Consider the following 25,561-nt stretch of genomic DNA (forward strand, 5'->3'; position numbering starts at 1 on the left):
CCCACGGCCCCTGCGGCGGGGCCGGGCGCGCGGCCGTCAGCGGCGGCCCTTCTTCGAGTCGAGCAGGCCCGCGCGGCGCAGGGCGTCGGCCATCGCGCTGTTGGCGGGCGGAGGCGCCTGACGCGAACCACCGCCACCGCCACCGCCGCCGCGGCCCTGGCGCTGCTGCGGCGGGCGCCCGCCGCGCTGCCGCCGCTCGCCGCCGCCCTGCCGCTCCTGCGGCGCGGCCTCGTCGTCCAGGCGCAGCGTCAGCGAGATCCGCTTGCGCGGGATGTCGACGTCCAGCACCTTCACCTTGACGATGTCGCCCGGCTTGGCCACGTCCCGCGGGTCCTTGACGAACGTCCTCGACATCGCCGACACGTGCACCAGGCCGTCCTGGTGGACGCCGACGTCCACGAACGCGCCGAAGGCCGCCACGTTCGTCACCACGCCCTCCAGGATCATCCCGGGGGACAGGTCGGAGATCTTCTCGACGCCCTCCTTGAAGGTGGCCGTCCTGAACGCCGGCCGCGGGTCGCGGCCCGGCTTCTCCAGCTCCTTGAGGATGTCGGTGACCGTCGGCAGACCGAAGGTGTCGTCGACGAAGTCGGCCGGCCTCAGCGAGCGCAGCACCCCCGTGTTGCCGACGAGCGAGGCCACCTCCTGGCCGGTGGTCTTCACCATGCGCCGGACCACCGGGTAGGCCTCCGGGTGCACGCTGGAGGCGTCCAGCGGATCGTCGCCGCCGCGGATGCGCAGGAAGCCCGCGCACTGCTCGTACGCCTTCGGGCCGAGTCGCTGCACCTTCTTCAGCTCCGCGCGGGACCTGAACGGCCCGTTGGCGTCCCGGTGCGCGACGATGTTCTCGGCGAGCCCGGAGGTGATGCCGGACACCCGCGCGAGCAGCGGCACGGACGCCGTGTTGACGTCCACGCCCACGCCGTTCACACAGTCCTCGACCACCGCGTCCAGCGAGCGGGACAGCTTCACCTCGGACAGGTCGTGCTGGTACTGGCCGACCCCGATCGACTTCGGATCGATCTTGACCAGTTCGGCCAGCGGGTCCTGCAGGCGGCGCGCGATGGAGACCGCGCCGCGCAGCGACACGTCCATGCCCGGCAGCTCCTGCGAGGCGTACTGCGACGCCGAGTACACCGACGCGCCCGCCTCCGACACCATCACCTTGGTGAGCTTCAGCTCCGGGTGTCTGCCGATCAGTTCACCGGCGAGCTTGTCGGTCTCCCGGGAGGCCGTGCCGTTGCCGATCGCGATCAGCTCGACGGCGTGCTCCTTGGCGAGACGCGCCAGCTTCGCGATCGCCTCGTCCCACCGGTTGGCCGGAACGTGCGGGTAGATCACGTCAGTGGCCACGACCTTGCCGGTGGCGTCGACGACGGCGACCTTCACACCCGTGCGGAAACCGGGATCCAGGCCCAGCGTCGCACGGGTACCGGCCGGGGCGGCCAGCAGCAGGTCGCGCAGATTGGCCGCGAACACGTTCACCGCCTCGTCCTCGGCGGCCGTGCGCAGCCTGAGGCGCAGGTCGATGCCGAGGTGGACCAGGATCCGGGTGCGCCAGGCCCAGCGGACCGTGTCGCCCAGCCACTTGTCGCCGGGGCGGCCGCGGTCGGCGATGCCGAAGCGGTGCGCCACGATCCCTTCGTACGACGACGGTCCCTCCGTCGCCTCCTCCGGCTCCAGGACGAGGTCGAGGACCTCCTCCTTCTCGCCGCGCAGCATGGCGAGGATCCGGTGCGAGGGCAGCTCGGTGAACGGCTCGGCGAAGTCGAAGTAGTCGGCGAACTTCGCGCCGGCCTCCTCCTTGCCCTCGCGCACCTTGGCGGCCAGCCGCCCGCGCACCCACATGCGCTCGCGCAGCTCGCCGATCAGGTCCGCGTCCTCCGAGAAGCGCTCGGTGAGGATCGCCCGGGCGCCCTCCAGCGCCGCCTGCGGATCGGCGACGCCCCTGTCGGCGTCCACGAACGCCGCAGCGGCCGCCGACGGCTCGACGGTCGGGTCGCCCAGCAGGCCCTCGGCCAGCGGCTCCAGGCCCGCCTCGCGCGCGACCTGCGCCTTTGTCCGCCGCTTCGGCTTGTACGGCAGGTAGATGTCCTCCAGCCGCGCCTTGGTCTCGGCGCCCCGGATCTGCGCCTCCAGTTCCTCGGTGAGCTTGCCCTGCTCGCGCACCGAGTCCAGGATCGCCGTCCGTCGGTCCTCGAGCTCCCGCAGATAGCGCAGCCGCTCCTCGATCGTGCGCAGCTGCGCGTCGTCGAGCATCTCGGTCGCTTCCTTGCGGTAGCGGGCGATGAAGGGCACCGTCGAACCGCCGTCGAGCAGTTCCACGGCGGCCTTGACCTGCCGCTCCCGTACGCCGAGTTCCTCGGCGATCCTGCCTTCGATGGACCCTGTGAGGGGTGTCGTCACGTTCCCGTACCGCCTTCTCCGCTTCGGCTTGCGCGGCAATTGTGACAGGCGGCACCGACAGCCGGGCGGACAGGGCGCGACCCGGCGGGGCGGATTTCCGCCACCGCCCCGGCTCCCCGGCACCGGGCCGCAGCGGTTGCGTCGAGACGGACGCCCCGCGAGGACGGCCGGACCGGGCTGGGCGAGTTGCGCCTCGCGCACCGGTCGGGTCCCGCTCCCGCGCGGCGGGCCGGGCTCAGCGCCGGCGACTCCGCCGCGCCGGGCCGTCAGGCCCTGACCCGCGTGCCGGCGGGCCGGTCAGGCCCCGCTGCGGCGGGTCGTGGCGGACGCTCCGCCGAAGAGCCGGGCCAGGGCGCGGAACGGCAGCGTCACCACCGTGGCGATCGCCGCGCCCACCTGCCGCAGCACGTCTGCGATGGCACGGAACACGGTCATCTCCCTTCTCCCTCCGGTCCGGTGACCGGAGCACGACGAGTACCGCCGTGGCCGCGCGTCATGCGCGCGCGTCACACAGCGCATGGCAGGAAAGGTGGGAAATCCGTCGTTGCGGCCTTGTGCCGGGCCGCCAAGAATCGGAGCCATGGCACAGCGAACCCTTCTCGTCGTCCTCTTCGACGGCGTGCAGAGCCTGGACGTCACCGGACCCGTGGAGGTCTTCTCCGGTGCCGAGCGGCACAGCCCGGGGACGTACCGCGTCCGTACGGCCTCGCTCGACGGCGGCCCGGTGCGCACCTCCAGCGGCCTGACCGTCGTACCCGACGGGTCCCTGACGGAGGCGCCCGCGCCGCACACCCTGCTCGTCCCGGGCGGCGAGGGCACCCGCCGGCCCGACCAGCGAGTGGTGGAGTGGCTGCGCGGCAACGGCCCCCGCGCGCAGCGGCTCGTCTCCGTGTGCACCGGGGCGATCCTCCTCGCCCGCGCCGGGCTCCTGGAGGGCCGCCGGGTGACCACGCACTGGGCGTACTGCGAGACACTCGCCCGGCAGCACCCCGGCGTCGAGGTCGATCCCGACCCGATCTTCGTGCGCGACGGCAAGGTGGCCACCTCGGCGGGTGTCACCGCGGGCATCGACCTGGCCCTCGCGCTCGTCGAGGAGGACCTGGGCCGGGACGCCGCGCTCACCGTCGCCCGCCACCTGGTGGTGTTCCTCCGCAGGCCCGGCAACCAGGCCCAGTTCAGCGCCCAGCTCGCCGCGCAGACGGCACGGCGCGAACCCCTGCGGGACGTCCAGCAGTGGATCACCGAGAACCCGGCGGGCGATCTGAGCGTCGAGTCCCTGGCCGCCCGTGCCGCCCTCTCGCCACGCCACTTCGCCCGCGCCTTCCAGGCCGAGACGGGCACGACTCCCGGCCGGTACGTCGACCGGGTCCGCCTCGAACACGCCCGCCGCCTGCTGGAGGAGACGCCCGGCGGCGTCGAGGAGATCTCCCGCGCCAGCGGTTACGGCACACCCGAGGCGATGCGGCGCGCCTTCGTCAGGGGGCTCGGCGTGGCCCCGGCCGAGTACCGCCGCCGGTTCCGCCCCGCGCCCGCCCACTGAAGACCACGGCGACCCAGGACGTTCAACGAAAGGAACCATCCATGCAGATCGCCATCGTCCTCTACGACCGCTTCACCGCCCTCGACGCCGTCGGCCCCTACGAGACCCTGGGCCGCCTGCCCGACGCGGACACCGTCTTCGTCGCCGAACGCACCGGTCCCGTCCGCACCGACACCGGGCGCCTGGCGATCACGGCCGACCGGACCCTCGCCGAGGTACCGGGCCCCGACATCGTGGTCGTCCCCGGCGGACCCGGCCAGACGCAGCAGATGGAGAACCGGGCCCTGCTGGACTGGTTGCGCGCGGCCGACGCCACCAGCACCTGGACCACCTCCGTGTGCACCGGCTCGCTGCTGCTGGCCGCCGCCGGGCTCCTCAAGGGCCGCCGCGCCACCTCCCACTGGCTCGCCCTCGACCACCTCAGGCCCTTCGGGGCCGAGCCCACGGGGGAGCGGGTGGTCGTGGACGGCAAGTACGTCACCGCGGCCGGGGTCTCCTCCGGCATCGACATGGGCCTGACCCTGCTCGGGACCATCGCGGGCGACGAACACGCGCAGGCCGTCCAGCTGCTGACCGAGTACGACCCGCAGCCGCCCTACGACGCCGGATCCCCGCAGAAGGCCCCCGCCCACCTCGTCGAGGAGTTCCGCGCCAAAAGCCGCTTCGTCCTGAGCTGAGCCACGCCCCGGGCGCGGCCCGGCGCCGGAGGTGTTCCGAGACGCTCTAGGAAACGCTCCAGGTGAAGCGCGGCCGCCTGCGCTCCAGGAACGCGGCGACCCCCTCGGCGGTGTCGCCGCTGCCGGCCGCCTGCTCGGCCCAGTGGGCGTCCCGGTCCGTCCGGCCGTTCGCGAACTCCTTGGCCGCGGCCTGGGTCAGCTGGGAACGCGACACCAGGACCCGCGTCAACTCGGATATACGCTTGTCCAGTTCGCCCTCGGGCAGCACCTCGTCGACGAGGCCGGTGCGCAGCGCCCGCTCCGCGTCGATCAACTCGCCCGAGAACAGCAGGTACTTGGCGGTGGCCGGCCCCACCAGCGACACCAGCCGCCGGGTGGAGGAGGCCGGATAGACGATGCCGAGCTTCGCGGGGGTCACCCCGAACAGCGCCCCCTCCTCGGCCAGCCGCAGATCACAGGCCGCCGCGAGCTGGGCCCCACCGCCGACGCAGTGACCGCGCACGGCGGCGAGCGTCGGCTTGGGGAACGCGGCCAGCGCCTCCTCGGCCGCCACCGCCAGCGCCTGCGCCTCCTGGGGCGTGTCCTGCAGCGTGGAGATGTCCGCGCCCGCGCAGAAGGTCGCGCCCTCCCCGGTCAGCACCAGCGCCCGCACGCCCGGGTCACGGGCCAGCCCGTCCAGCAACGGCGGCAGCGCCCGCCACATCGCGGCCGTCATGGCGTTGCGCTTGGCCGGGTGGCGGACGACGACGGTGGCGACCGAGTCGACGACCCGGTGCGACAACTGGGGCTCCATGCGCCGGATGCTATCCGCCAGGCCAAGCGCTTGCTCACAGGGTGCGGTGGGCGGCAGCAGGACAGGCGGGGCCGGGGACGCGGACGGCGGCCGGCCTCGGCACGGTCAGGAGTGTGCCGCGGCCGGGCACGGTGGCGAAGGGGCGGCCGTGGCGACACGTACTACCCGAAGAGTTCGCAAAGTCGGCGCGGACCGGACAAGAACGGTCGCAGCCACGACCGGCACAGGCGCAAACGGTCGGAAATTGCTGGAAACCAGCTGACTTCCGTTCAGTCCTTTGGGGCGAAGCACCGCGTTACCAACACTCGACGTGTGGTGACAATCGAGCGCGAGGGCGGCGACTGGGCAATGGACAACCACGGGCGTGGTGACGGGCCGCGCCCTGCGGCCGGTGCGGAGGCATTCCTGGACGTCCGGCCGCCGGATCCGCCGCCGTACGAGGGGGTCTGGCGGTTCACCGCGCCCGCCGTCGAGGCCTCGGTCCCCCAGGCCCGCCACGCGGTGCGGGACCTGCTGCGCCGCCAGGGGGTACCGGCGCCGGACGACCTGGTGTACGGGCTGCTGCTGATCGTGTCCGAGCTGGTCACGAACGCCGTGCGGCACGCGGCCGTGCTCTCGCCGATGCTCGCCGTGGAGGTCGCCGTCGGTGCCGAGTGGCTGCGGGTCTCCGTGGAGGACAACCACCCCTACCGGCCGACCGCGCTCGAGACCGACCACGGGCGCACCGGCGGACGCGGACTGCTGCTGGTCCGCGAGATCGCCCGGGAGGCGGGCGGGGTCTGCGACGTCGAGCACACGGCGAGCGGCGGCAAGGTGATCTGGGCCGCCCTGCCGCTCAAACCCCTCCCGTGACCGGTCGACTCAGGCCCGTCCGGTGATCGGGTGGCCCCGTCCGGTGACCGATCGTGTCACCGGACGGTGCCAGCCGATCACCAGCCCGCCGGGCCCGTCAGCTCCCTGATCGCGGGACGCGCCGCGTCCAGCACCGTCATGAACCAGGACGAGAACGTCTCCTTGGCGTGCCGCTCCGCGAGCTCCGCGGGCGTCACGAACGCCGTGGCGCCGACCTCCTCCGGGTCCGGACGCAGCGGAGCCTGCACCAGACCGACGAAGAGGTGGTTGTACTCCTGCTCCACCAGACCCGAGTCCGGGTCCGGGTGGTTGTAGCGGACCGTGCCCGCCTCGGCCATCAGCGACGGCGAGATCCCGAGCTCCTCGTACGTCCGCCGGGCCGCCGCCGCGAAGGGCGCCTCACCCGGGTAGGGGTGACCGCAGCACGTGTTGGACCAGACACCCGGGGAGTGGTACTTGCCGAGCGCACGCTGCTGCAGCAGAAGCCGGCCGTGCTCGTCGAAGAGGAACACGGAGAAGGCGCGGTGCAACTGCCCCGGCGGCTGATGGGCGGCGAGCTTCTCCGCGGTGCCGATCGTCACGCCGTCCTCGTCGACGAGTTCCAGCAAGATCGCGTCCGCGGTGCCGTTCGACGAGCTGTGCGTCGCGGTAGCAGGTGTGATCGGCATACCCATCCTTCACATCGGTCCTCGAGCCCCAAGTCTGCCGTACGAAACCGGCACTCCCGGCACTTCCCGGCACACCCGCATGTCCCACGCCTCAGCCGTGGACAGCGGCCGTCACCGGTCCGGCGCCCCAGGAGTGACCCGGTAGATGATCGTGCCCGGCCGGACCCGCGCGGAACCGTCCGGGCACCCCCGGGCAGCGGGAACGCGCATTCTCAGTGGCACAGGCGCGCCTCGTGCTCGGCGTGCCCGCCGGGCTCCAGCTGGAAGGTGCAGTGCTCCACGTCGAAGTGGTGGCCGAGGCAGCCCTGCAGCTCGTGCAGCAGCTTCTCGTGGCCGATGGCGCTCAGCACGTCGGAGCTGACGACCACGTGCGCGGACAGCACCGGAAGACCGGAGGTGATCGTCCAGGCGTGCAGGTCGTGCACGTCATCCACGCCGTCCAGGGCCAGGATGTGCGCCCGTACCTCCTCCATGTCGACGTTCTTCGGGGCCGCCTCCAGCAGCACGTCGAGGGTCTCGCGCAGCAGCTTGACGGTGCGCGGCACGATCAGCAGGCCGATGGCGAGGGAGGCGATCGGGTCGGCGGCCTGCCAGCCGGTGAGCAGGATCACCGCCGCCGAGATCATGACCGCCAGCGAGCCCAGCGCGTCCGCGGCCACCTCCAGGAACGCGCCGCGCACGTTCAGGCTCTCCTTCTGGCCGCGCATCAGCAGCGCCAGGGAGACCGAGTTCGCCACCAGGCCGATCAGACCGAAGACGATCATCAGTCCGCCGTCGGTGCCGGCCGGGGCGAGGAACCGCTGGATCGCCTCGTAGAGGACGTAGCCGCCGACGCCGAGCAGCAGCAGACAGTTGGCGAGCGCGGCGAGGATCTCGGCCCGCGCGTAGCCGAAGGTGCGGTTCCCCCTCGGCGGTCGGTTGGCGAAGTGGATCGCCAGCAGCGCCATGCCGAGCCCGAGGGCGTCCGTCGCCATGTGGGCGGCGTCCGCGACCAGCGCGAGCGAGTCCGCGAGCACACCACCGACGATCTCGACGACCATCACGGTCAGCGTGATCGACAGTGCGATGCGCAGCGTGCCGCGGTGCGCCGCCGCGGCCGTACCGGTGGCGCCGTGCGTGTGCCCGTGGTCGTGACCGGCCCCCATGAGACTGACCGCCCTCCTGTGTTCCGCTCGGGATCACAGTGAACTACGGGTGGGGGGTATCGGGCAACGCGGCACTGAACACCGTTGTCATGTGCCCTGACCTGCGTAAACGAAGCGCAGGTCAGGGCGCGCGACGATTCAGCTGCCGTGGTGCAGCTGCCACCCTCGCCACGCCGAGGAGACCATCTCGGGTACCCCGCGCCGGGCCCGCCAGCCCAGCTCGGCGGCGGCCCGCTCGGCCGAGGCGACTGCGCGCGGCGCGTCCCCGGGGCGGCGGCCCTCGACGAGCGGTGTCCGCCGCTCGCCGGTGACCTCGCCGATGACCGTGATCATCTCGCGCACCGACACTCCCTCGCCGCGCCCGATGTTCAGCGTCAGGTCACCGGTGACGTCCGGGTCGGCGAGCCGCCGGGCGGCGGCGAGGTGCGCGTCCGCGAGGTCGGCCACGTGGATGTAGTCGCGCACGCAGGTGCCGTCCGGGGTGGGGTGGTCGTCGCCGAAGATCCGCGGGGCCTCGCCGCGGGTGAGACGGTCGAAGACCATGGGCACGATGTTGAAGACGCCGGTGTCGGCGAGCTCCGGGGCGGCGGCGCCGGCCACGTTGAAGTAGCGCAGGCACGTGGTCGCGATGCCGTGCGCCTGCCCCGCCGCCCTGACCAGCCACTCCCCGGCGAGCTTCGTCTCACCGTAGGGGTTCACCGGGGCGCACGGGGTGTCCTCCGTGATGAGGTCCACATCGGGGTTGCCGTAGACGGCCGCCGACGAGGAGAACAGCAGACGCCGGATCCCGGCCTCGGCCACCGCGTCGAGCAGGGTCGCGAGGCCGCCCACGTTCTCCTGGTAGTAGCGGGTCGGCTGCGCCACCGACTCGGCGACCTGCTTGCGTGCCGCGAGGTGGACCACACCGGTCACCTCGTGCTCGGCGAGCACCCGCTTGAGCAGCTCCCCGTCCAGCGACGACCCCCGCACCAGCGGCACGTCCTCGGGCAGCCGCGCCGCGTGCCCGGCCGACAGGTCGTCGAGCGCGACCACCCGCTCCCCGGCACCGGCCATGACCCTCACCACATGTGCCCCGATGTAACCGGCCCCGCCGGTGATCAGCCATGTCATGGTCCTTCACCCTATGCCGGTCCAGGGAGCAGGGCCCGCGGTCGTGGACATATGCGGGGGGAATGCCCGATCTGGTGCGGAGTTTGTGGCCCGGCGGCCCGATCGACCATGATGATCGCAGCCACGGCCTGCAGCAGGCCCCGTCGATCAGCCCATGAACGGCCGGTGAACGAGGGCTTCCGGGTATCCGATAGCCTCTGCCGACATGCCGCCCGGGTGCCACAGGCAAACGGCGCCCCCCACCATGCACATGACCGGCGCGGACGCGTCGGCACCAGGGAGTGAGTTCGGTTGTCGACCGCTATCCTCACCGGCCGGCCGGTGCCCGGATCGTCGATCGAGGGCGATCTGAAGTCCCTCGGCTTCGACGTGCGGATCGCCGCCGACGTCTCCGCCGCCGAGACCCTTCTCGCCCAGGTACCCGGCGACCGGCGGGTCGCCGTCGTCGACGCCGGGTTCGTCGGCCATCTGCACGCCCTGCGTCTGGGGCTGACCGACCCGCGCTACCCGCTCGCCGCCGTCCCCGGCGCCGTCACCGCCCAGCCGGCCGGCAGACAGGTGCTGACCCGGGCGATGGCCCGGGAGAACTCCGCCGGCGGCGGCACCGCGGTCGCCGTCGACAGCCTCGCCGACCGGATCACCACCGCCCTGGAGGCGGACGGCGCCGACGTGCACCACCCCGCGCTCGGCAGTCTGGTCGCCGTCGTCCCCACCGACCCCCAGGCCCGCAACGAGGCCCGGCAGGCCGTCGCCGCCGTGGACGACGAGGCGGTCCGCCTGAAATCGGCCGTGAAGGCCCACGACGGTTTCTTCACCACCTACTTCATCAGCCCGTACTCGCGCTACATCGCCCGGTGGTGCGCCCGCCGGGGCCTGACCCCCAACCAGGTCACGACCGCGTCCCTGCTCACCGCGCTGATAGCGGCCGGCTGCGCCGCCACCGGCACCCGCGGCGGGTTCGTCGCTGCCGGCGTGCTCCTCATCGCCTCGTTCGTGCTGGACTGCACCGACGGACAGCTCGCCCGCTACTCGCTCCAGTACTCCACCCTCGGCGCCTGGCTGGACGCCACCTTCGACCGGGCCAAGGAGTACGCCTACTACGCCGGACTCGCCCTCGGCGCCGCCCGCGGCGGCGACGACGTGTGGGCCCTCGCGCTCGGCGCCATGGTCCTGCAGACCTGCCGGCACGTGGTCGACTTCTCCTTCACCGAGGCCAACCACGACGCCACCGCCAACACCAGCCCCACCGCCGCCCTCTCCGACCGGCTCGACGACGTCGGCTGGACGGTCTGGCTGCGCCGGATGATCGTCCTGCCCATCGGCGAGCGCTGGGCCATGATCGCAATCCTCACGGCAGCCACCACCCCCCGCATCACCTTCTACGCGTTGCTCATCGGCTGCGCCTTCGCGGCGACGTACACCATGGGCGGCCGCGTACTGCGCTCGGTGACCCGCAGGGCCACCCGCACCGACCGCGCGGGGCGGGCGCTCGCCGCCCTCGCCGACAGCGGACCGCTCGCCGAGGGCCTGAGCCGCCTCCTTCGGGGGCCCGCCCGCCGGCTGCCCGGCTTCGTCACGCCGGCCGCCGCCCTCCTCGGCGGCCTCGCCGTCACCGCCACCGCCGCCCTGACCGGGTTCGGCGGGCCCTGGCCGGTCCTCGGCGCCCTCGTGTACGTCCTCACCTCGGCCCTCGCCGTCGCGCGCCCCCTCAAGGGCGCCCTGGACTGGCTCGTCCCGCCGTTCTTCCGCGCCGCCGAGTACGGCACCGTGCTGGCCCTGGCGGTCAGGGCCGATGTGAACGGAGCACTGCCGGCGGCTTTCGGGCTGGTTGCGGCCGTCGCCTACCATCACTACGACACGGTGTACCGCATCCGCGGCAACGCCGGAGCGCCACCGGCCCTGCTGGTGCGCGCCATAGGGGGGCAGGAGGGGCGGACGTTGCTCGTCACCGTGCTGGCCGCACTGCTCACCGCCGCTCAGTTCAAGGTCACGCTCACGGTCCTCGCCGTGCTCGTGGCCGTGCTGGTGCTCACCGAGAGCATCCGCTTCTGGGTGTCCGCCCACAAGGGCGGCGCGCCCGCCGTACACGACGAAGGAGAACCCGCATGATCGGCCTCGTGCTGGCGGCCGGCGCCGGACGGCGTCTGCGCCCCTACACCGACACCCTGCCCAAGGCACTGGTGCCGGTGGGGCCCGAGGGCGCGGAGGACAGCCTGACGGTCCTGGACCTGACCCTGGGCAACTTCGCCGAGGTGGGTCTGACCGAGGTCGGGGTCATCGTGGGCTACCGCAAGGAGGCCGTGTACGAGCGCAAGGCGGCGCTGGAGCAGAAGTACGGCCTGAAGCTCACCCTCATCGACAACGACAAGGCCGAGGAGTGGAACAACGCCTACTCCCTGTGGTGCGGCCGTGAGGCACTGAAGGACGGCGTGATCCTCGCCAACGGCGACACCGTCCACCCGGTCTCGGTGGAGAGGACCCTGCTGGCCGCCCGCGGCGACGGCAAGCGGATCATCCTCGCCCTGGACACGGTGAAGTCCCTGGCCGAGGAGGAGATGAAGGTCGTCGTCGACCCCGACAAGGGCGTGCGGCGGATCACCAAGCTGATGGACCCGGCGGAGGCGACCGGCGAGTACATCGGTGTCACGCTGATCGAGGGCGAGGCGGCGGCCGAGCTGGCCGACGCGCTGCGGACGACCTTCGAGCGGGACCCGCAGCTGTACTACGAGGACGGCTACCAGGAGCTGGTCGACCGCGGCTTCCAGATCGACGTGGCGCCGATCGGCGACGTGAAGTGGGTGGAGATCGACAACCACGACGACCTCGCCAAGGGCCGGGAGATCGCGTGCCAGTACTGACCCGGCTCATCCCGACGCCGGTCGCCGTCGACATCCGCCCCGGTGCGCTGAACGACCTGGCGAGCGTGCTCGCCGACGAGCGCGTCTCGCACTCGGGGCGGCTGGCGGTCGCGGTCAGCAACGGCTCCGGGGCCCTGCTGCGCGAGCGGATCGCGCCCCTGCTGCCCGGTGCCACCTGGTACGAGGTGGGCGGCGGCACCCTCGACGACGCGATCCGGCTGGCCGGCCAGATGAAGTCCGGCCGCTACGACGCGGTGGTCGGCCTCGGCGGCGGCAAGATCATCGACTGCGCCAAGTTCGCCGCGGCGCGCGTCGGCCTGCCCCTGGTCGCCGTGCCCACGAACCTCGCGCACGACGGCCTGTGCTCCCCGGTCGCCACCCTCGACAACGACGCGGGCCGCGGCTCGTACGGCGTGCCGAACCCGATCGCGGTCGTCATCGACCTGGACGTGATCCGCGAGGCCCCGGCGCGCTTCGTGCGCTCGGGCATCGGCGACGCCGTCTCGAACATCTCGGCCGTCGCGGACTGGGAGCTGTCCAACCGCGTCAACGGCGAGAAGGTGGACGGCCTGGCCGCCGCCATGGCCCGGCAGGCCGGCGAGGCGGTGCTGCGGCACCCCGGCGGCATCGGCGACAACGACTTCCTGCAGGTGCTCGCCGAGGCGCTGGTGCTCAGCGGTATCGCCATGTCCGTGTCGGGCGACTCACGGCCGTCCTCCGGGGCCTGCCACGAGATCAACCACGCCTTCGACCTGCTGTTCCCGCAGCGCGCCGCGAGCCACGGCGAGCAGTGCGGACTGGGCGCGGCCTTCGCGATGTACCTGCGCGGGGCCCACGAGGAGTCGGCCTTCATGGCCGCGGTGCTGCGCCGGCACGGGCTGCCCGTGCTGCCGGAGGAGATCGGCTTCACCGTGGACGAGTTCGTCCGCGCCGTGGAGTTCGCCCCGGAGACCCGGCCCGGTCGCTACACGATCCTCGAACACCTCGACCTCAAGACCGACCAGATCAAGGACCTCTACGCCGACTATGTCAAGGCCATCGGTAGCTGAACTCAGACCGGTCGTCCACCCCGCGGGGGTCAAGGACCGGCGCAGCGGCGAGCACTGGGCGGGACGCCTCTACATGCGCGAGGTGTCCCTGCGGATCGACCGCTACCTGGTGGGGACCAGGGTCACGCCCAACCAGCTCACCTACCTGATGACCCTGTTCGGCGTCCTCGCGGCCCCGGCCCTGCTGGTGCCGGGGATCTGGGGCGCCGTGCTGGGCGTGGTGGCGGTCCAGCTGTACCTGCTGCTGGACTGTGTCGACGGCGAGGTCGCGCGCTGGAAGCAGCAGTTCTCGCTCGGCGGCGTCTACCTGGACCGGGTCGGGGCCTATCTGACCGACGCGGCGGTCCTCGTCGGGCTGGGGCTGCGCGCCGCCGACCTGTGGGGAGGCGGACGCATCGACTGGCTGTGGGCCTTCCTCGGGACCCTGGCCGCGCTCGGCGCGATCCTGATCAAGGCCGAGACCGACCTCGTCGGCGTCGCCCGCCACCAGGGCGGGCTGCCTCCGGTGCGGGAGGCCGCGGCCGAGCCGCGCTCGTCCGGGATGGCGCTGGCCCGCCGGGCCGCCGCGGCGCTCAAGTTCCACCGGCTGATCCTCGGGATCGAGGCGTCTTTGCTGATCCTGGTCCTCGCCGTGGTGGACCAGGCCCGCGGCGACCTGTTCTTCACCCGGCTCGGCACCGCCGTGTTGGCCGGCATCGCGCTGGTGCAGACGCTGCTGCACCTGGTGTCCATCCTCGCCTCCAGCAGGCTGCGGTGAGGGGCGTGGGCACGTCGCCGAAGGTCGGGGCCGTCGTCATCACCATGGGCAACCGCCCCGACGAGCTCAGGGCCCTGCTCGACTCGGTCGCCAAGCAGGACGGCGACCGGGTCGAGGTGGTGGTCGTCGGCAACGGCTCGCCCGTCCCGGACGTCTCGGAGTTCTCATCGAGTGTCCGCACGATCGAGCTGCCCGAGAACCTGGGCATCCCCGGTGGCCGCAACGTCGGCATCGAGGCCTTCGGCCCAGGCGGCCGCGAGGCGGACATCCTGCTCTTCCTCGACGACGACGGCCTGCTCGCCCGCCACGACACCGCCGAGCTGTGCCGGCAGGCCTTCGCCGCCGACCCGAAGCTGGGCATCATCAGCTTCCGCATCGCCGACCCGGAGACCGGACAGACCCAGCGCCGCCACGTGCCGCGGCTGCGGGCCTCCGACCCGATGCGCTCCTCCCGGGTCACCACCTTCCTCGGTGGCGCCAACGCCGTACGCACGAAGGTCTTCGCGGACGTCGGCGGCCTGCCGGACGAATTCTTCTACGCGCACGAGGAAACCGACCTTGCATGGCGGGCCCTCGACGCGGGCTGGATGATCGACTACCGGTCCGACATGGTGCTGTACCACCCGGCGACCGCGCCCTCGCGGCACGCGGTCTACCACCGCATGGTCGCCCGCAACCGGGTCTGGCTGGCCCGCCGCAACCTCCCGGCCCTCCTGGTCCCGGTCTACCTCGGGGTCTGGCTGCTGCTCACCCTCGCCCGCCGCCCCGCGCGCTCGGCCCTGAAGGCCTGGTTCGGAGGCTTCAAGGAGGGGTGGACCGCGCCGTGCGGACCGCGCCGGCCCATGAAGTGGCGCACGGTATGGCGGCTCACCCGGCTGGGCCGGCCGCCGGTCATCTGACAAGCTCGTTCCCTGGGAGCACCGGCCGGCCACACCCGGCCCGTGCTCGCGCCTCGCCTGTAGATCCGCGCAGGGTGCGCATCTCGAAGACGAAAGTATCCACTTGTGAGTGAGACAACGCATGACGGCGGCGTCGCCCTCGGCGCGGCTCCGTCGCCCGACGAGGGACTGCCGGCGGACCGGCTCGCCGCCAAGTACGGGCTGTCCGTCAGCGGCGCCCGGCCCCCGCTCATGGAGTACGTACGCCAGCTGTGGGGCCGTCGCCACTTCATCCTCGCCTTCTCCCAGGCGAAGCTGACCGCCCAGTACAGCCAGGCCAAGCTCGGCCAGGTCTGGCAGGTGGCCACCCCGCTGCTGAACGCGGCCGTCTACTACTTCATCTTCGGCGTCATCCTCAAGGCCAGCCGGGGCATGGGCCACGACACCTACATCCCGTTCCTGGTGATCGGTGTGTTCGTGTTCACCTTCACCCAGAGCTCGGTCATGGCGGGCGTGCGGGCCATCTCCGGCAACCTCGGCCTGGTGCGCGCGCTGCACTTCCCGCGCGCCTCCCTGCCGATCTCGTTCGCGTTGCAGCAGCTCCAGCAGCTGCTGTTCTCGATGGTCGTGGTGTTCCTCGTGGCGATCGGGTTCGGCAACTACCCGGGCCTGTCGTGGCTGCTGATCGTCCCGGCGCTGGTGCTGCAGTTCCTGTTCAACTCCGGCCTGGCGCTGATCCTGGCCAGGCTGGGTGCCAAGACCCCCGACCTCGCCCAGCTGATGCCGTTCGTCATGCGTACCTGGATGTACGCCTCGGGCGTGATGTTCTCCATCAGCGGCATGCTGGTCGGGAAGCCGGAGTGGGTGATCCGCCTGATGCAGGCGAACCCCGCCGCGGTCTACATGGACCTCGTGCGCTTCGCGCTGATCGACGGCTACGGCGCCTCCCACCTCCCGCCGCACGTGTGGGCCCTCGCCCTGTTCTGGGCCGTGGCCGTCTTCGGCGGCGGTTTCGTGTACTTCTGGAAGGCGGAGGAGAGGTACGGCCGTGGCTGACCAGAACTCGGGCAGGCGCGCCGCGCGGAACGACGGGGCACGGGTCCCCACCGTCATCGCGGACGAGCTGCACATCGTCTACCGCGTCAACGGCGCGAAGTCCGGCAAGGGCAGTGCCACCGCCGCCCTCAGCCGCATCCTCAAGAGGGGCTCGGACGACTCGGCGCGGGGTGTGCGCAAGGTGCACGCCGTGCGCGGGGTGTCCTTCGTCGCCTACCGGGGCGAGGCCATCGGCCTGATCGGCTCCAACGGCTCGGGCAAGTCCACCCTGCTGCGCGCCATCGCCGGCCTGCTCCCCGCCGAGAAGGGCAGGGTCTACACCGACGGCCAGCCCTCGCTGCTCGGCGTGAACGCGGCGCTGATGAACGACCTCACCGGCGAGCGCAACGTCATCCTGGGCGGGCTGGCCATGGGCATGTCCCGCGAGGAGATCAGGGGGCGCTACCAGGAGATCGTCGACTTCTCCGGCATCAACGAGAAGGGCGACTTCATCACGCTGCCGATGCGGACGTACTCCTCCGGTATGGCGGCCAGGCTGCGGTTCTCCATCGCCGCCGCCAAGGACCACGACGTCCTCATGATCGACGAGGCGCTGGCCACCGGTGACCGGGCCTTCCAGAAGCGGTCCGAGGAGCGCATCCGGGAGCTGCGCAAGGAGGCCGGCACCGTGTTCCTGGTCAGCCACAACAACAAGTCGATCCGAGACACCTGCGACCGGGTGTTGTGGCTGGAACGGGGGGAACTCCGCATGGACGGGCCCACTGAAGAGGTGCTCAAGGAGTACGAGAAGTTCACGGGCAAGTAGTCTGCGCCTCATGGGCCCCGCCGGAACTGCTCCGGTGGGGCCCCGCGTCTTGCAAAGGAAACGTCAACTCCTCAGGAGCCAAGGAATCTTGACACCGATCGGTGTGTTGTTGTGATCTGCGGGACACCCCCGTGAAGCTCGCTGCGTTGTACAACGTAAGCTGTACCGGTCCCGGAAAGCGGCAAGTGGGGAGATAATGCGCGACACCCTCCGCCAGGGCCGCCGCCCGGGCGGCTGAGCGGCGTGTCCGAAATAGTGTGTGTTGGGTCCGCAGTGTAGAACGGGAGATGTGACGGCAATGGCTACGGAAACTCCCCAGCTCAACGCAGCATGTGCCGTCCCCGCCCCAGGCAGCGGACGATGACGCGAACCAGTGCGGCGCTGGATCCGGAGAGCGCCACCCTCGACAAGGCCGCGGGCGAGAACTTCCCCGTGGCACCGTTCTTCCTGCCCGCCGTCTGGCGCGCCGACCTCATGGCCGTCTACGGCTTCGCCCGTCTGGTCGACGACATCGGCGACGGAGACCTGGCCCCCGGCGGCGCCGACGCCCGCCTGCTCGGCGTGTCGCCCGAGGAGGCGGCGGACCGGCTGGTCCTGCTCGACGCCTTCGAGGCCGATCTGCGCCGGGTCTTCGACGGCACGCCGCGCCACCCCCTGCTGCGCCGGCTCCAGCCCACCGTCCGCCGCCGCTCGCTGACGCCCGAGCCGTTCCTCGGCCTGATCGCCGCAAACCGACAGGACCAGCTCGTCGCCCGGTACGAGACCTGGGACGACCTCCTCGCCTACTGCGAACTGTCCGCCAACCCCGTCGGCCGCCTCGTCCTCGCCGTCACCGGTACCTCGACGCCCGAGCGGATCCGCCGGTCCGACGCGATCTGCACCGCCCTGCAGATCGTCGAGCACCTCCAGGACGTCAAGGAGGACCTCGGACGTGACCGTGTCTACCTCCCCGCCGCGGACATGAAACGCTTTCACGTCCAGGAGGCGGATCTCGCCACGCCCACCGCGGGCGCATCGGTGCGCGCCCTGGTCGCGTACGAAGCGGAACGCGCCCGTGAACTCCTGAATGAAGGCGCCCCCCTGGTGGGTAGCGTCCACGGCAGGTTGAAGCTGCTGCTCGCAGGGTTCGTGGCGGGGGGAAGGGCGGCGATCCGGGCGATCGCCGCCGCCGATTACGACGTACTTCCCGGCCCGCCCAAGCCCGGCAAGGTCCAGTTGCTGCGCGAGGTGGGCGTGACTCTGCGAGGAGAGGGGTGATCCGGGCCGTGGAGTCGGAACAGCACGCGTCCGCACCGGTACTCGCCGCCTACAGCTACTGCGAGGCCGTGACCGGGCAGCAGGCCCGCAACTTCGCCTACGGCATCAGGCTGCTGCCCACGCCCAAGCGCCGCGCGATGTCGGCGCTGTACGCGTTCTCGCGGCGCGTGGACGACATCGGTGACGGAGCGCTGGCGGACGAGGTCAAGGTCGCCCGGCTGCAGGACACCCGCGCGCTGCTGGACCGGATCCGCGACGGCGCCGTCGAGGACGACGACACCGACCCCGTCGCGGTCGCCCTCACCCACGCAGCCCGCGCGTTCCCGATCCCGCTCGGCGGCCTGGACGAACTCATCGACGGCGTCCTGATGGACGTGCGCGGCGAGTCCTACGAGACCTGGGACGACCTGAAGGTCTACTGCCGTTGCGTGGCCGGGGCCATCGGACGGCTCTCGCTCGGTGTGTTCGGCACCGAACCGGGCGCGCGCGGCGCCGAGCGGGCCCCCGAGTACGCCGACACCCTGGGCCTGGCGCTGCAACTGACCAACATCCTCAGAGACGTCCGCGAGGACGCCGAGGGCGGTCGCACCTACCTTCCCTCCGACGACCTGGCGAAGTTCGGCTGCTCGGCCGGGTTCCACGGCCCGACCCCGCCGGAGGGCTCCGACTTCGCCGGCCTGGTCCACTTCGAAGTGCGGCGCGCCAGGGCCCTGTTCGCCGAGGGGTACCAGCTGCTGCCCATGCTGGACCGGCGCAGCGGGGCGTGCGTCGCCGCCATGGCCGGCATCTACCGGCGCCTGCTCGACCGCATCGAGCGCGAACCGGAGGCGGTGCTGCGCGGCCGGGTCTCCCTGCCCGGACGCGAGAAGGCGTACGTCGCCGTGCGCGGGCTGTCCGGACTGGACACCCGGCACGTGACCCGGCAGACCCTCAGGAGGCGCGCCTGATGGCCGAGCTGATCCAGACCGATTTCCCGGGTTCCCCGGGTTTGCCGGGTTCCCCGGGCCGCGAGCGGCGGGCAACCCCGAGGGGCCTCACCGCGTCCCTGACGGCGACGGTCGGCCGTGGGACACCCGCGCACCGCGGCGGACGCACAGGGGAGGGCGCACGATGACCGAGGGCACACGACCGGAAGGCTCCCTTCCCATGGCTCAGGGACCCTCCGGACGGCACGCGGTGGTGGTCGGCGGCGGCCTGGCGGGCGTCACCGCCGCGCTCGCGCTCGCCGACGCCGGAGTGCGCGTGACCCTGCTGGAGGGCCGGCCACGCCTGGGCGGCCTCGCCTTCTCCTTCCGGCGCGGCGACCTCACCGTCGACAACGGCCAGCACGTGTACCTGCGCTGCTGCACCGCCTACCGCTGGTTCCTCGACCGCATCGGCGGCGCGGCGCTCGCCCCGCTTCAGGACCGGCTCGACGTGCCCGTCATCGACCTGGCCAGACCCGAGGGCCGCCGGCTCGGCAGACTGCGGCGCGATCCGCTGCCCGTACCCCTGCACCTGGGGCGCAGCCTCGCCACCTACCCGCACCTCTCGCTGGCCGAGCGTGCCCGGGTCGGCCGCGCCGCGCTCGCCCTGAAGGCCCTCGACCCGGCGGATCCGGCCCTGGACGCCCAGGACTTCGGCAGCTGGCTGGCCGCGCACGGCCAGTCGGCGCGTGCCGTCGAGGCACTGTGGGACCTGGTAGGGGTCGCCACCCTCAACGCGGTCGCCTCCGACGCCTCGCTGGGGCTGGCCGCGATGGTGTTCAAGACCGGTCTGCTGTCCGACCCGGGCGCGGCCGACATCGGCTGGGCCCGCGTCCCGCTGGGCGAACTGCACGACCGGCTGGCCCGCAAGGCGCTCGACTCCGCGGGCGTCCGTACCGAGGTCCGTACACGCGTCACCTCCGTCTCCACAAACGAAAACGGCGGCTGGAACGTTCAGGTTCCCGGCGAGCGGATCGACGCCGACGCGGTCGTCCTCGCCGTGCCGCAGCGCGAGGCCCACGATCTGCTCCCGCCGGGTGCCCTGGACGGCCCCGAGCGGCTGCTGGGCATCGGCACCGCGCCGATCCTCAACGTCCACGTCGTCTACGACCGCAAGGTCCTCGCCCGGCCCTTCGTCGCCGCCCTCGGCACCCCGGTGCAGTGGGTCTTCGACCGGACCGAGGCCTCCGGGCTGAAGCACGGTCAGTACCTGGCGCTGTCCCAGTCGGTGGCGTACGACGACATCGACGCGCCCGTCGCGGTGCTGCGCGAACGCTATCTGCCCGAGCTGAGGCGGCTGCTGCCCTCGGCACGCGACGCCGAGGTACGGGACTTCTTCGTGACCCGGGAGCGCACGGCGACGTTCGCCCCGGCCCCCGGCGTCGGACGGCTGCGGCCCGGCGCCCGTACCAAGGCACCCGGCCTGTACCTGGCCGGAGCGTGGACCGCCACCGGGTGGCCCGCGACCATGGAGAGTGCGGTCCGCAGCGGTGTCGGCGCGGCGGACGCCGCGCTGAGCGCCCTGGGCCGGCCCCGACCCAGCCGTCTCTTCGCGTTCGAGGAGACGGCCTCCCGGCCGTTGCCGGGGGACATCCCCCGGCCGCCCGGCCGACGACCGGATGTGACCGGAGCGTCCGTGCGAGGTGGGATCCGATGAGGGTCGACCAGCAGCCCGCGGCAGGCCCCCGCACGTCCGGCACCGCGACAAGAGGAGAGACTGTGCCCACTGTGCCCCCGGCTTCGACGGCCGTTCGGAGGTCCGCGGTGGACGTGACCGCGCTGTTGGAGCGCGGCCGGACCCTGGCCACGCCGGTCCTGCGGGCCGCCGTCGACCGGCTGGCCCCTCCCATGGACACCGTCGCCGCCTACCACTTCGGCTGGATCGACGCCGCGGGCAACCCGGCGCACGGGGACGGCGGCAAGGCCGTGCGTCCCGCCCTGGCCGTGCTCTCCGCCGAGGTCACCGGGGCCGCCCCCGAGGCCGGCGTGCCCGGCGCGGTCGCCGTCGAGCTCGTGCACAACTTCTCGCTGCTGCACGACGACCTGATGGACGGCGACGAACAGCGCCGCCACCGCGACACCGTCTGGAAGGTCCACGGCCCCGCCCAGGCCATCCTGGTCGGCGACGCCCTGTTCGCCCTCGCCAACGAGGTGCTGCTGGAGCTCGGCACGGTCGAGGCCGGCCGCGCCACCCGCCGGCTGACCAGCGCCACCCGCGCCCTGATCGACGGTCAGGCCCAGGACATCTCCTACGAGCACCGCGACCGGGTCAGCGTCGCGGAGTGCCTGGAGATGGAGGGCAACAAGACCGGCGCCCTGCTCGCCTGCGCCTGCTCCATCGGCGCGGTGCTCGGCGGCGCCGACGACGCGACCGCCGACACGCTGGAGAAGTACGGCTACCACCTCGGCCTGGCCTTCCAGGCCGTCGACGACCTCCTCGGCATCTGGGGCGACCCGGACGCCACCGGCAAGCAGACCTGGAGCGACCTGCGCCAGCGCAAGAAGTCCCTGCCGGTCGTGGCCGCGCTCGCGGCGGGCGGAGAAGCCTCCGAGCGGCTCGGCGAGATCCTCGCCGCCGACGCCAAGAGCAGCGACTTCGAGAACTTCTCCGAGGAGGAGTTCGCGGCCCGCGCCGCCCTCATCGAGGAGGCGGGCGGCCGCGAGTGGACGGCCGAGGAGGCACGCCGTCAGCACACCATCGCCATCGAAGCCCTCGACGCCGTCGACATGCCCGAGCGTGTACGGGCCGCGTTCACGGCGCTCGCGGACTTCGTCGTCGTACGAAAGAGATGATCACTATCGGTCGAAGCACCCTCGCGTAGTCGCCGGTCGGTGCCGGAAGGTATCGGGCACCGGCCGACGGCGGACCCACAGCAGCACGACTTGCACGACTGCACGAAGGGGAAGCCATGACAGCGACGACCGACGGAAGCACCGGGGCGACACTGCCGACCCGCGCTGCCGCGGCCAGCGACACCGCACACACCACTCCCGAGGCGGCCGGGGTACAAAAAGCCGCCGCACACGCCGTGAGGCGTGCCACCGACTTCCTGCTCTCGAAGCAGGACGCCGAGGGCTGGTGGAAGGGCGACCTCGAGACGAACGTCACGATGGACGCCGAGGACCTTCTGCTGCGCCAGTTCCTGGGCATCGCCGACGAGGCGACCACCGAGGCCGCCGCGCTCTTCATCCGCGGCGAGCAGCGCGAGGACGGCACCTGGGCCACCTTCTACAAGGGCCCCGGCGAGCTGTCCACCACCATCGAGGCCTACGTCGCCCTCCGCCTGGCCGGCGACAGCCCCGACGACCCCCACATGGCGAAGGCCTCCGCGTGGATCCGCGAGCAGGGCGGCATCGCCGCCTCCCGCGTCTTCACCCGGATCTGGCTCGCCCTGTTCGGCTGGTGGAAGTGGGAGGACCTGCCCGAACTCCCGCCGGAACTGATCTACTTCCCCACCTGGGTGCCGCTCAACATCTACGACTTCGGCTGCTGGGCCCGGCAGACCATCGTGCCGCTCACCATCGTCTCCGCGAAGCGGCCGGTACGCCCCGCGCCCTTCCCGCTCGACGAGCTGCACACCGATCCGAGCGTGCCCAACCCGCCCCAGCCCATGGCCCCGGTCGCGAGCTGGGACGGCGCCTTCCAGCGCATCGACAAGGTCCTGCACGCCTACCGCAAGGTCGCCCCCAGGCGGCTGCGCCGGGCCGCGATGAACACCGCCGCCCGCTGGATCGTCGAACGGCAGGAGAACGACGGCTGCTGGGGCGGCATCCAGCCGCCGGCCGTGTACTCGATCATCGCCCTGCACCTGCTGGGCTACGACCTGAACCACCCGGTGATGCGCGCCGGCCTCGAGTCGCTGGACCGTTTCGCCGTCCGGCGCGAGGACGGTGCCCGGATGATCGAGGCCTGCCAGTCGCCGGTCTGGGACACGTGCCTGGCCACCATCGCGCTCGCCGACGCCGGTGTGCCCGCCGACCATCCGCAGCTGGTGAAGGCCTCCGACTGGATGCTGGGCGAGCAGATCGTGCGCCCCGGTGACTGGTCGGTGCGCCGTCCGGGACTGCCGCCGGGCGGCTGGGCGTTCGAGTTCCACAACGACAACTACCCCGACATCGACGACACCGCCGAGGTGGTCCTGGCCCTGCGCAGGGTCAGGCACCACGACCCCGAACGGGTGGAGAAGGCGATCGGACGCGGGGTGCGCTGGAACCTCGGGATGCAGTCGAAGAACGGGGCCTGGGGCGCCTTCGACGTGGACAACACCAGCCCCTTCCCCAACCGGCTGCCCTTCTGCGACTTCGGCGAGGTCATCGACCCGCCGTCGGCCGACGTCACCGCGCACGTGGTGGAGATGCTCGCGGTCGAGGGCCTGAGCCACGACCCGCGCACCCGGCGCGGCATCCAGTGGCTGCTGGCCGAACAGGAGCCGGACGGCTCGTGGTTCGGCCGCTGGGGCGTCAACTACATCTACGGCACCGGGTCCGTGGTCCCCGCCCTGACCGCCGCCGGCCTGCCCGGCTCCCACCCGGCGATCCGCCGCGCGGTGGCCTGGCTGGAGAGCGTGCAGAACGACGACGGCGGCTGGGGCGAGGACCTGCGCTCCTACAAGTACGTCAAGGAGTGGAGCGGCAAGGGCGCCTCGACCGCCTCGCAGACCGGGTGGGCGCTGATGGCCCTGCTCGCGGCGGGGGAGAAGGAGTCCAAGGCCGTCGAGCGCGGCGTCGAGTGGCTCGCGGCCACCCAGCGGGAGGACGGCTCCTGGGACGAGCCGTACTTCACCGGCACCGGTTTCCCCTGGGACTTCTCCATCAACTACCACCTCTACCGGCAGGTCTTCCCGCTCACCGCGCTCGGCCGGTACGTCCACGGCGAACCCTTCGCCGACCGGTCCGCAGCCGAGAAGGAGGCTGCCGGCCAGCCCCTCGCCGAGGCCCAGGGGAGCTGATGAGCACCCAGCCGACCCCGGCCCCGCTGCTGATCGCCTGCGCGCTCGGCATCGAGCACCTCGCCCTGCGCATGAGCGACACAAGCGTGAGCCGGCGCCCCGGAGCCGGACCGAACAAATGGGGCGCCGGCGGGCCGGTGACCGTCCTGCGTACCGGCATGGGACCCCGGGCGGCGGAACGCTCCGTCACCCGGGTCCTCGCCGACCCGGTACTGGACCGGGCGGCCGTGCTGGCCACGGGCTTCTGCGCCGGCCTCGCCCCGGGGATGCACCCCGGCGACCTGGTCGTCGCGGAGGAGACCCGGGACCCGCGCGGAACCGTCCCCTGTGTCGGCATCGAACTGCTCGTCAAGGAACTCACCCGCACCCTGCCCGGCCGCACCGTCCACACAGGGCCGCTCACCGGCTCCGACCACGTGGTACGCGGTCACGAGCGGTCCGACCTGCGCGCCACCGGCGCGATCGCCGTCGACATGGAGTCGGCGGCGACGCTCCTGAGCGCCGTACGCACGGGCGCGCGCCCGGTTGCGGCCGTCCGGGTGGTCGTGGACGCTCCAGAACATGAACTCGTCCGAATCGGCACAGTGCGCGGTGGAATATCGGCTTTCCGCGTTCTTCGTTCCGTACTACCGACTTTCTTTGAATGGCACCGTAATGTGCTGCTCCCCAGGAGGTGAGCCAGATGGCCATGCCACTGCGCCAGTCCATCAAGGTCGCTACATATCTGGCCGAACAGAAGCTGCGCAAGCGGGACAAGTTCCCGCTGATCGTGGAGCTTGAGCCGCTGTTCGCCTGCAATCTGAAATGTGAGGGCTGCGGCAAGATCCAGCACCCGGCCGGGGTGCTCAAGCAGCGCATGCCGGTCGCCCAGGCCGTGGGAGCGGTACTGGAGTCGGGTGCGCCGATGGTGTCCATCGCGGGCGGCGAGCCCCTGATGCACCCCCAGATCGACGAGATCGTGCGCCAGTTGGTGGCCAAACGGAAGTACGTGTTCCTGTGCACCAACGCCATGCTGCTGCGCAAGAAGATGGACAAGTTCAAGCCCTCCCCCTACTTCGCCTTCGCCGTGCACATCGACGGGCTGCGCGAACGGCACGACGAGTCGGTGGCCAAGGAAGGCGTGTTCGACGAGGCGGTGGAGGCCATCAAGGAGGCCAAGCGGCGCGGCTTCCGGGTGACCACGAACTCCACCTTCTTCAACACCGACACCCCGCAGACCGTCGTCGAGGTGCTCAACTTCCTCAACGACGACCTCAAGGTCGACGAGATGATGATCTCGCCCGCCTACGCCTACGAGAAGGCGCCCGACCAGGAGCACTTCCTGGGCGTGACGCAGACCCGGGAGCTGTTCAAGAAGGCCTTCGCGGGCGGCAACCGCCGGCGCTGGCGGCTCAACCACTCCCCGCTGTTCCTCGACTTCCTCGAGGGCAAGGTCGACTTCCCCTGCACCGCGTGGGCCATCCCGAACTACTCGCTCTTCGGCTGGCAGCGCCCCTGCTACCTGATGAGCGACGGCTACGTCCCGACGTACCGCGAACTCATCGAGAAGACCGACTGGGACAAGTACGGCCGCGGCAAGGACCCGCGCTGCGACAACTGCATGGCGCACTGCGGCTACGAGCCCACCGCCGTCCTGGCCACCATGGGGTCGCTGAAGGAGTCCCTGCGCGCCATGCGCGAGACCGTCTCCGGAAACCGGGGCTGACGCCATGACCGCCATTTCCCTGGGCGTTCCAGAGGTACCGGCCCGGCCGATCGCCGAGCGGCGCGTGTCGCGGCAGATCCAGGTCGGGCCG

Annotated in this window: 24 protein-coding genes; 18 read left to right on the plus strand and 6 right to left on the minus strand. The window is 71.9% G+C overall.

From position 1 onward, the window contains the following. Positions 1-36: 36 nt before the first annotated feature. Entirely contained in the window at positions 37-2,406 is a 2,370-nt protein-coding gene (locus tag BZY54_RS21590) for a Tex family protein (RefSeq protein WP_086726901.1), read from the minus strand. Between the two features lie 297 nt (positions 2,407-2,703). Continuing rightward, complete coding sequence (locus BZY54_RS50950; RefSeq protein ID WP_279634696.1) at positions 2,704-2,835, minus strand: LPFR motif small protein; 132 nt, start codon at positions 2,833-2,835, stop codon at positions 2,704-2,706. A 151-nt stretch (positions 2,836-2,986) separates the two neighbouring features. On the opposite strand from BZY54_RS50950, the gene BZY54_RS21595 reads away from it, so the two are divergent. Continuing rightward, positions 2,987-3,946, plus strand: a complete 960-nt coding sequence (locus BZY54_RS21595; protein WP_086726903.1) for a GlxA family transcriptional regulator — start codon at positions 2,987-2,989, stop codon at positions 3,944-3,946. Positions 3,947-3,987: 41 nt separating this feature from the next. After that, on the plus strand, positions 3,988-4,623 hold the full coding sequence (locus BZY54_RS21600; protein ID WP_086726905.1) for a DJ-1/PfpI family protein: 636 nt from the start codon (positions 3,988-3,990) through the stop codon (positions 4,621-4,623). Positions 4,624-4,669: 46 nt separating this feature from the next. Here BZY54_RS21600 and BZY54_RS21605 read toward each other — a convergent pair whose 3' ends face one another. Continuing rightward, positions 4,670-5,416 carry an enoyl-CoA hydratase/isomerase family protein gene (locus tag BZY54_RS21605; RefSeq protein WP_086726906.1) on the minus strand — a complete coding sequence of 249 codons (747 nt, stop codon included), beginning with the start codon at positions 5,414-5,416 and terminating at the stop codon, positions 4,670-4,672. Positions 5,417-5,764: 348 nt separating this feature from the next. Between BZY54_RS21605 and BZY54_RS21610 the strand changes: the two genes are divergently transcribed. Continuing rightward, positions 5,765-6,268, plus strand: coding sequence for an ATP-binding protein (locus tag BZY54_RS21610; RefSeq protein ID WP_086726908.1), 504 nt, complete (start codon positions 5,765-5,767; stop codon positions 6,266-6,268). 77 nt (positions 6,269-6,345) lie between these two features. On the opposite strand, the gene idi is transcribed toward BZY54_RS21610, so the two are convergent. From idi to galE, 3 genes are all read right to left on the minus strand, one after another. Then, entirely contained in the window at positions 6,346-6,936 is a 591-nt protein-coding gene (idi, locus tag BZY54_RS21615; protein ID WP_086726909.1) for an isopentenyl-diphosphate Delta-isomerase, read from the minus strand. A gap of 212 nt (positions 6,937-7,148) precedes the next feature. Next, positions 7,149-8,081 carry a cation diffusion facilitator family transporter gene (locus tag BZY54_RS21620; RefSeq protein ID WP_086726910.1) on the minus strand — a complete coding sequence of 311 codons (933 nt, stop codon included), beginning with the start codon at positions 8,079-8,081 and terminating at the stop codon, positions 7,149-7,151. Positions 8,082-8,219: 138 nt separating this feature from the next. After that, positions 8,220-9,191, minus strand: a complete 972-nt coding sequence (gene galE / locus BZY54_RS21625; protein ID WP_086726912.1) for a UDP-glucose 4-epimerase GalE — start codon at positions 9,189-9,191, stop codon at positions 8,220-8,222. Positions 9,192-9,482: 291 nt separating this feature from the next. Here galE and BZY54_RS21630 point away from each other — a divergent pair, with 291 nt between their 5' ends. From BZY54_RS21630 to hpnH, 15 genes are all read left to right on the plus strand, one after another. Next, a complete protein-coding gene (locus BZY54_RS21630) occupies positions 9,483-11,300 on the plus strand; it encodes a DUF5941 domain-containing protein (RefSeq protein ID WP_086726914.1) in 1,818 nt (605 codons plus the stop codon). Beyond that, positions 11,297-12,049, plus strand: a complete 753-nt coding sequence (locus tag BZY54_RS21635) for a phosphocholine cytidylyltransferase family protein (RefSeq protein ID WP_086726916.1) — start codon at positions 11,297-11,299, stop codon at positions 12,047-12,049. Before BZY54_RS21630 ends, BZY54_RS21635 begins: the two co-directional genes overlap by 4 nt. Then, on the plus strand, positions 12,037-13,098 hold the full coding sequence (locus BZY54_RS21640) for an iron-containing alcohol dehydrogenase family protein (protein WP_086726918.1): 1,062 nt from the start codon (positions 12,037-12,039) through the stop codon (positions 13,096-13,098). Before BZY54_RS21635 ends, BZY54_RS21640 begins: the two co-directional genes overlap by 13 nt. Then, positions 13,076-13,855 carry a CDP-alcohol phosphatidyltransferase family protein gene (locus BZY54_RS21645; protein WP_086726931.1) on the plus strand — a complete coding sequence of 260 codons (780 nt, stop codon included), beginning with the start codon at positions 13,076-13,078 and terminating at the stop codon, positions 13,853-13,855. The genes BZY54_RS21640 and BZY54_RS21645 overlap by 23 nt, the downstream gene beginning before the upstream one ends. A gap of 5 nt (positions 13,856-13,860) precedes the next feature. Further along, positions 13,861-14,754: a glycosyltransferase family 2 protein gene (locus BZY54_RS21650; RefSeq protein WP_086726919.1), complete on the plus strand. Its 894-nt coding sequence runs from the start codon at positions 13,861-13,863 to the stop codon at positions 14,752-14,754. Positions 14,755-14,859: 105 nt separating this feature from the next. Next, positions 14,860-15,789 carry an ABC transporter permease gene (locus BZY54_RS21655; protein WP_086726920.1) on the plus strand — a complete coding sequence of 310 codons (930 nt, stop codon included), beginning with the start codon at positions 14,860-14,862 and terminating at the stop codon, positions 15,787-15,789. Further along, positions 15,782-16,594 carry an ABC transporter ATP-binding protein gene (locus BZY54_RS21660; RefSeq protein ID WP_086726921.1) on the plus strand — a complete coding sequence of 271 codons (813 nt, stop codon included), beginning with the start codon at positions 15,782-15,784 and terminating at the stop codon, positions 16,592-16,594. Before BZY54_RS21655 ends, BZY54_RS21660 begins: the two co-directional genes overlap by 8 nt. A 360-nt stretch (positions 16,595-16,954) precedes the next feature. Then, positions 16,955-17,851: a squalene synthase HpnC gene (hpnC, locus tag BZY54_RS21665; protein ID WP_086726922.1), complete on the plus strand. Its 897-nt coding sequence runs from the start codon at positions 16,955-16,957 to the stop codon at positions 17,849-17,851. Further along, a complete protein-coding gene (gene hpnD / locus BZY54_RS21670; protein ID WP_167414038.1) occupies positions 17,848-18,798 on the plus strand; it encodes a presqualene diphosphate synthase HpnD in 951 nt (316 codons plus the stop codon). Before hpnC ends, hpnD begins: the two co-directional genes overlap by 4 nt. Continuing rightward, on the plus strand, positions 18,798-18,965 hold the full coding sequence (locus tag BZY54_RS55480; protein WP_425276298.1) for a DUF6380 family protein: 168 nt from the start codon (positions 18,798-18,800) through the stop codon (positions 18,963-18,965). Before hpnD ends, BZY54_RS55480 begins: the two co-directional genes overlap by 1 nt. Next, complete coding sequence (gene hpnE, locus BZY54_RS21675) at positions 18,962-20,473, plus strand: hydroxysqualene dehydroxylase HpnE (protein WP_086726923.1); 1,512 nt, start codon at positions 18,962-18,964, stop codon at positions 20,471-20,473. The genes BZY54_RS55480 and hpnE overlap by 4 nt, the downstream gene beginning before the upstream one ends. A gap of 71 nt (positions 20,474-20,544) precedes the next feature. Continuing rightward, positions 20,545-21,609 carry a polyprenyl synthetase family protein gene (locus tag BZY54_RS21680; protein ID WP_167414039.1) on the plus strand — a complete coding sequence of 355 codons (1,065 nt, stop codon included), beginning with the start codon at positions 20,545-20,547 and terminating at the stop codon, positions 21,607-21,609. A 116-nt stretch (positions 21,610-21,725) separates the two neighbouring features. After that, positions 21,726-23,765, plus strand: a complete 2,040-nt coding sequence (gene shc, locus BZY54_RS21685; protein ID WP_086726926.1) for a squalene--hopene cyclase — start codon at positions 21,726-21,728, stop codon at positions 23,763-23,765. Further along, entirely contained in the window at positions 23,765-24,442 is a 678-nt protein-coding gene (locus BZY54_RS21690; RefSeq protein ID WP_086726928.1) for a 5'-methylthioadenosine/S-adenosylhomocysteine nucleosidase family protein, read from the plus strand. The genes shc and BZY54_RS21690 overlap by 1 nt, the downstream gene beginning before the upstream one ends. 5 nt (positions 24,443-24,447) lie before the next feature. Continuing rightward, complete coding sequence (gene hpnH, locus BZY54_RS21695) at positions 24,448-25,470, plus strand: adenosyl-hopene transferase HpnH (RefSeq protein ID WP_086726930.1); 1,023 nt, start codon at positions 24,448-24,450, stop codon at positions 25,468-25,470. The last annotated feature ends 91 nt before the right edge of the window (positions 25,471-25,561 follow it).

The organism is Streptomyces carpinensis (genome assembly GCF_002154505.1).
GTDB lineage: Bacteria > Actinomycetota > Actinomycetes > Streptomycetales > Streptomycetaceae > Streptomyces > Streptomyces carpinensis.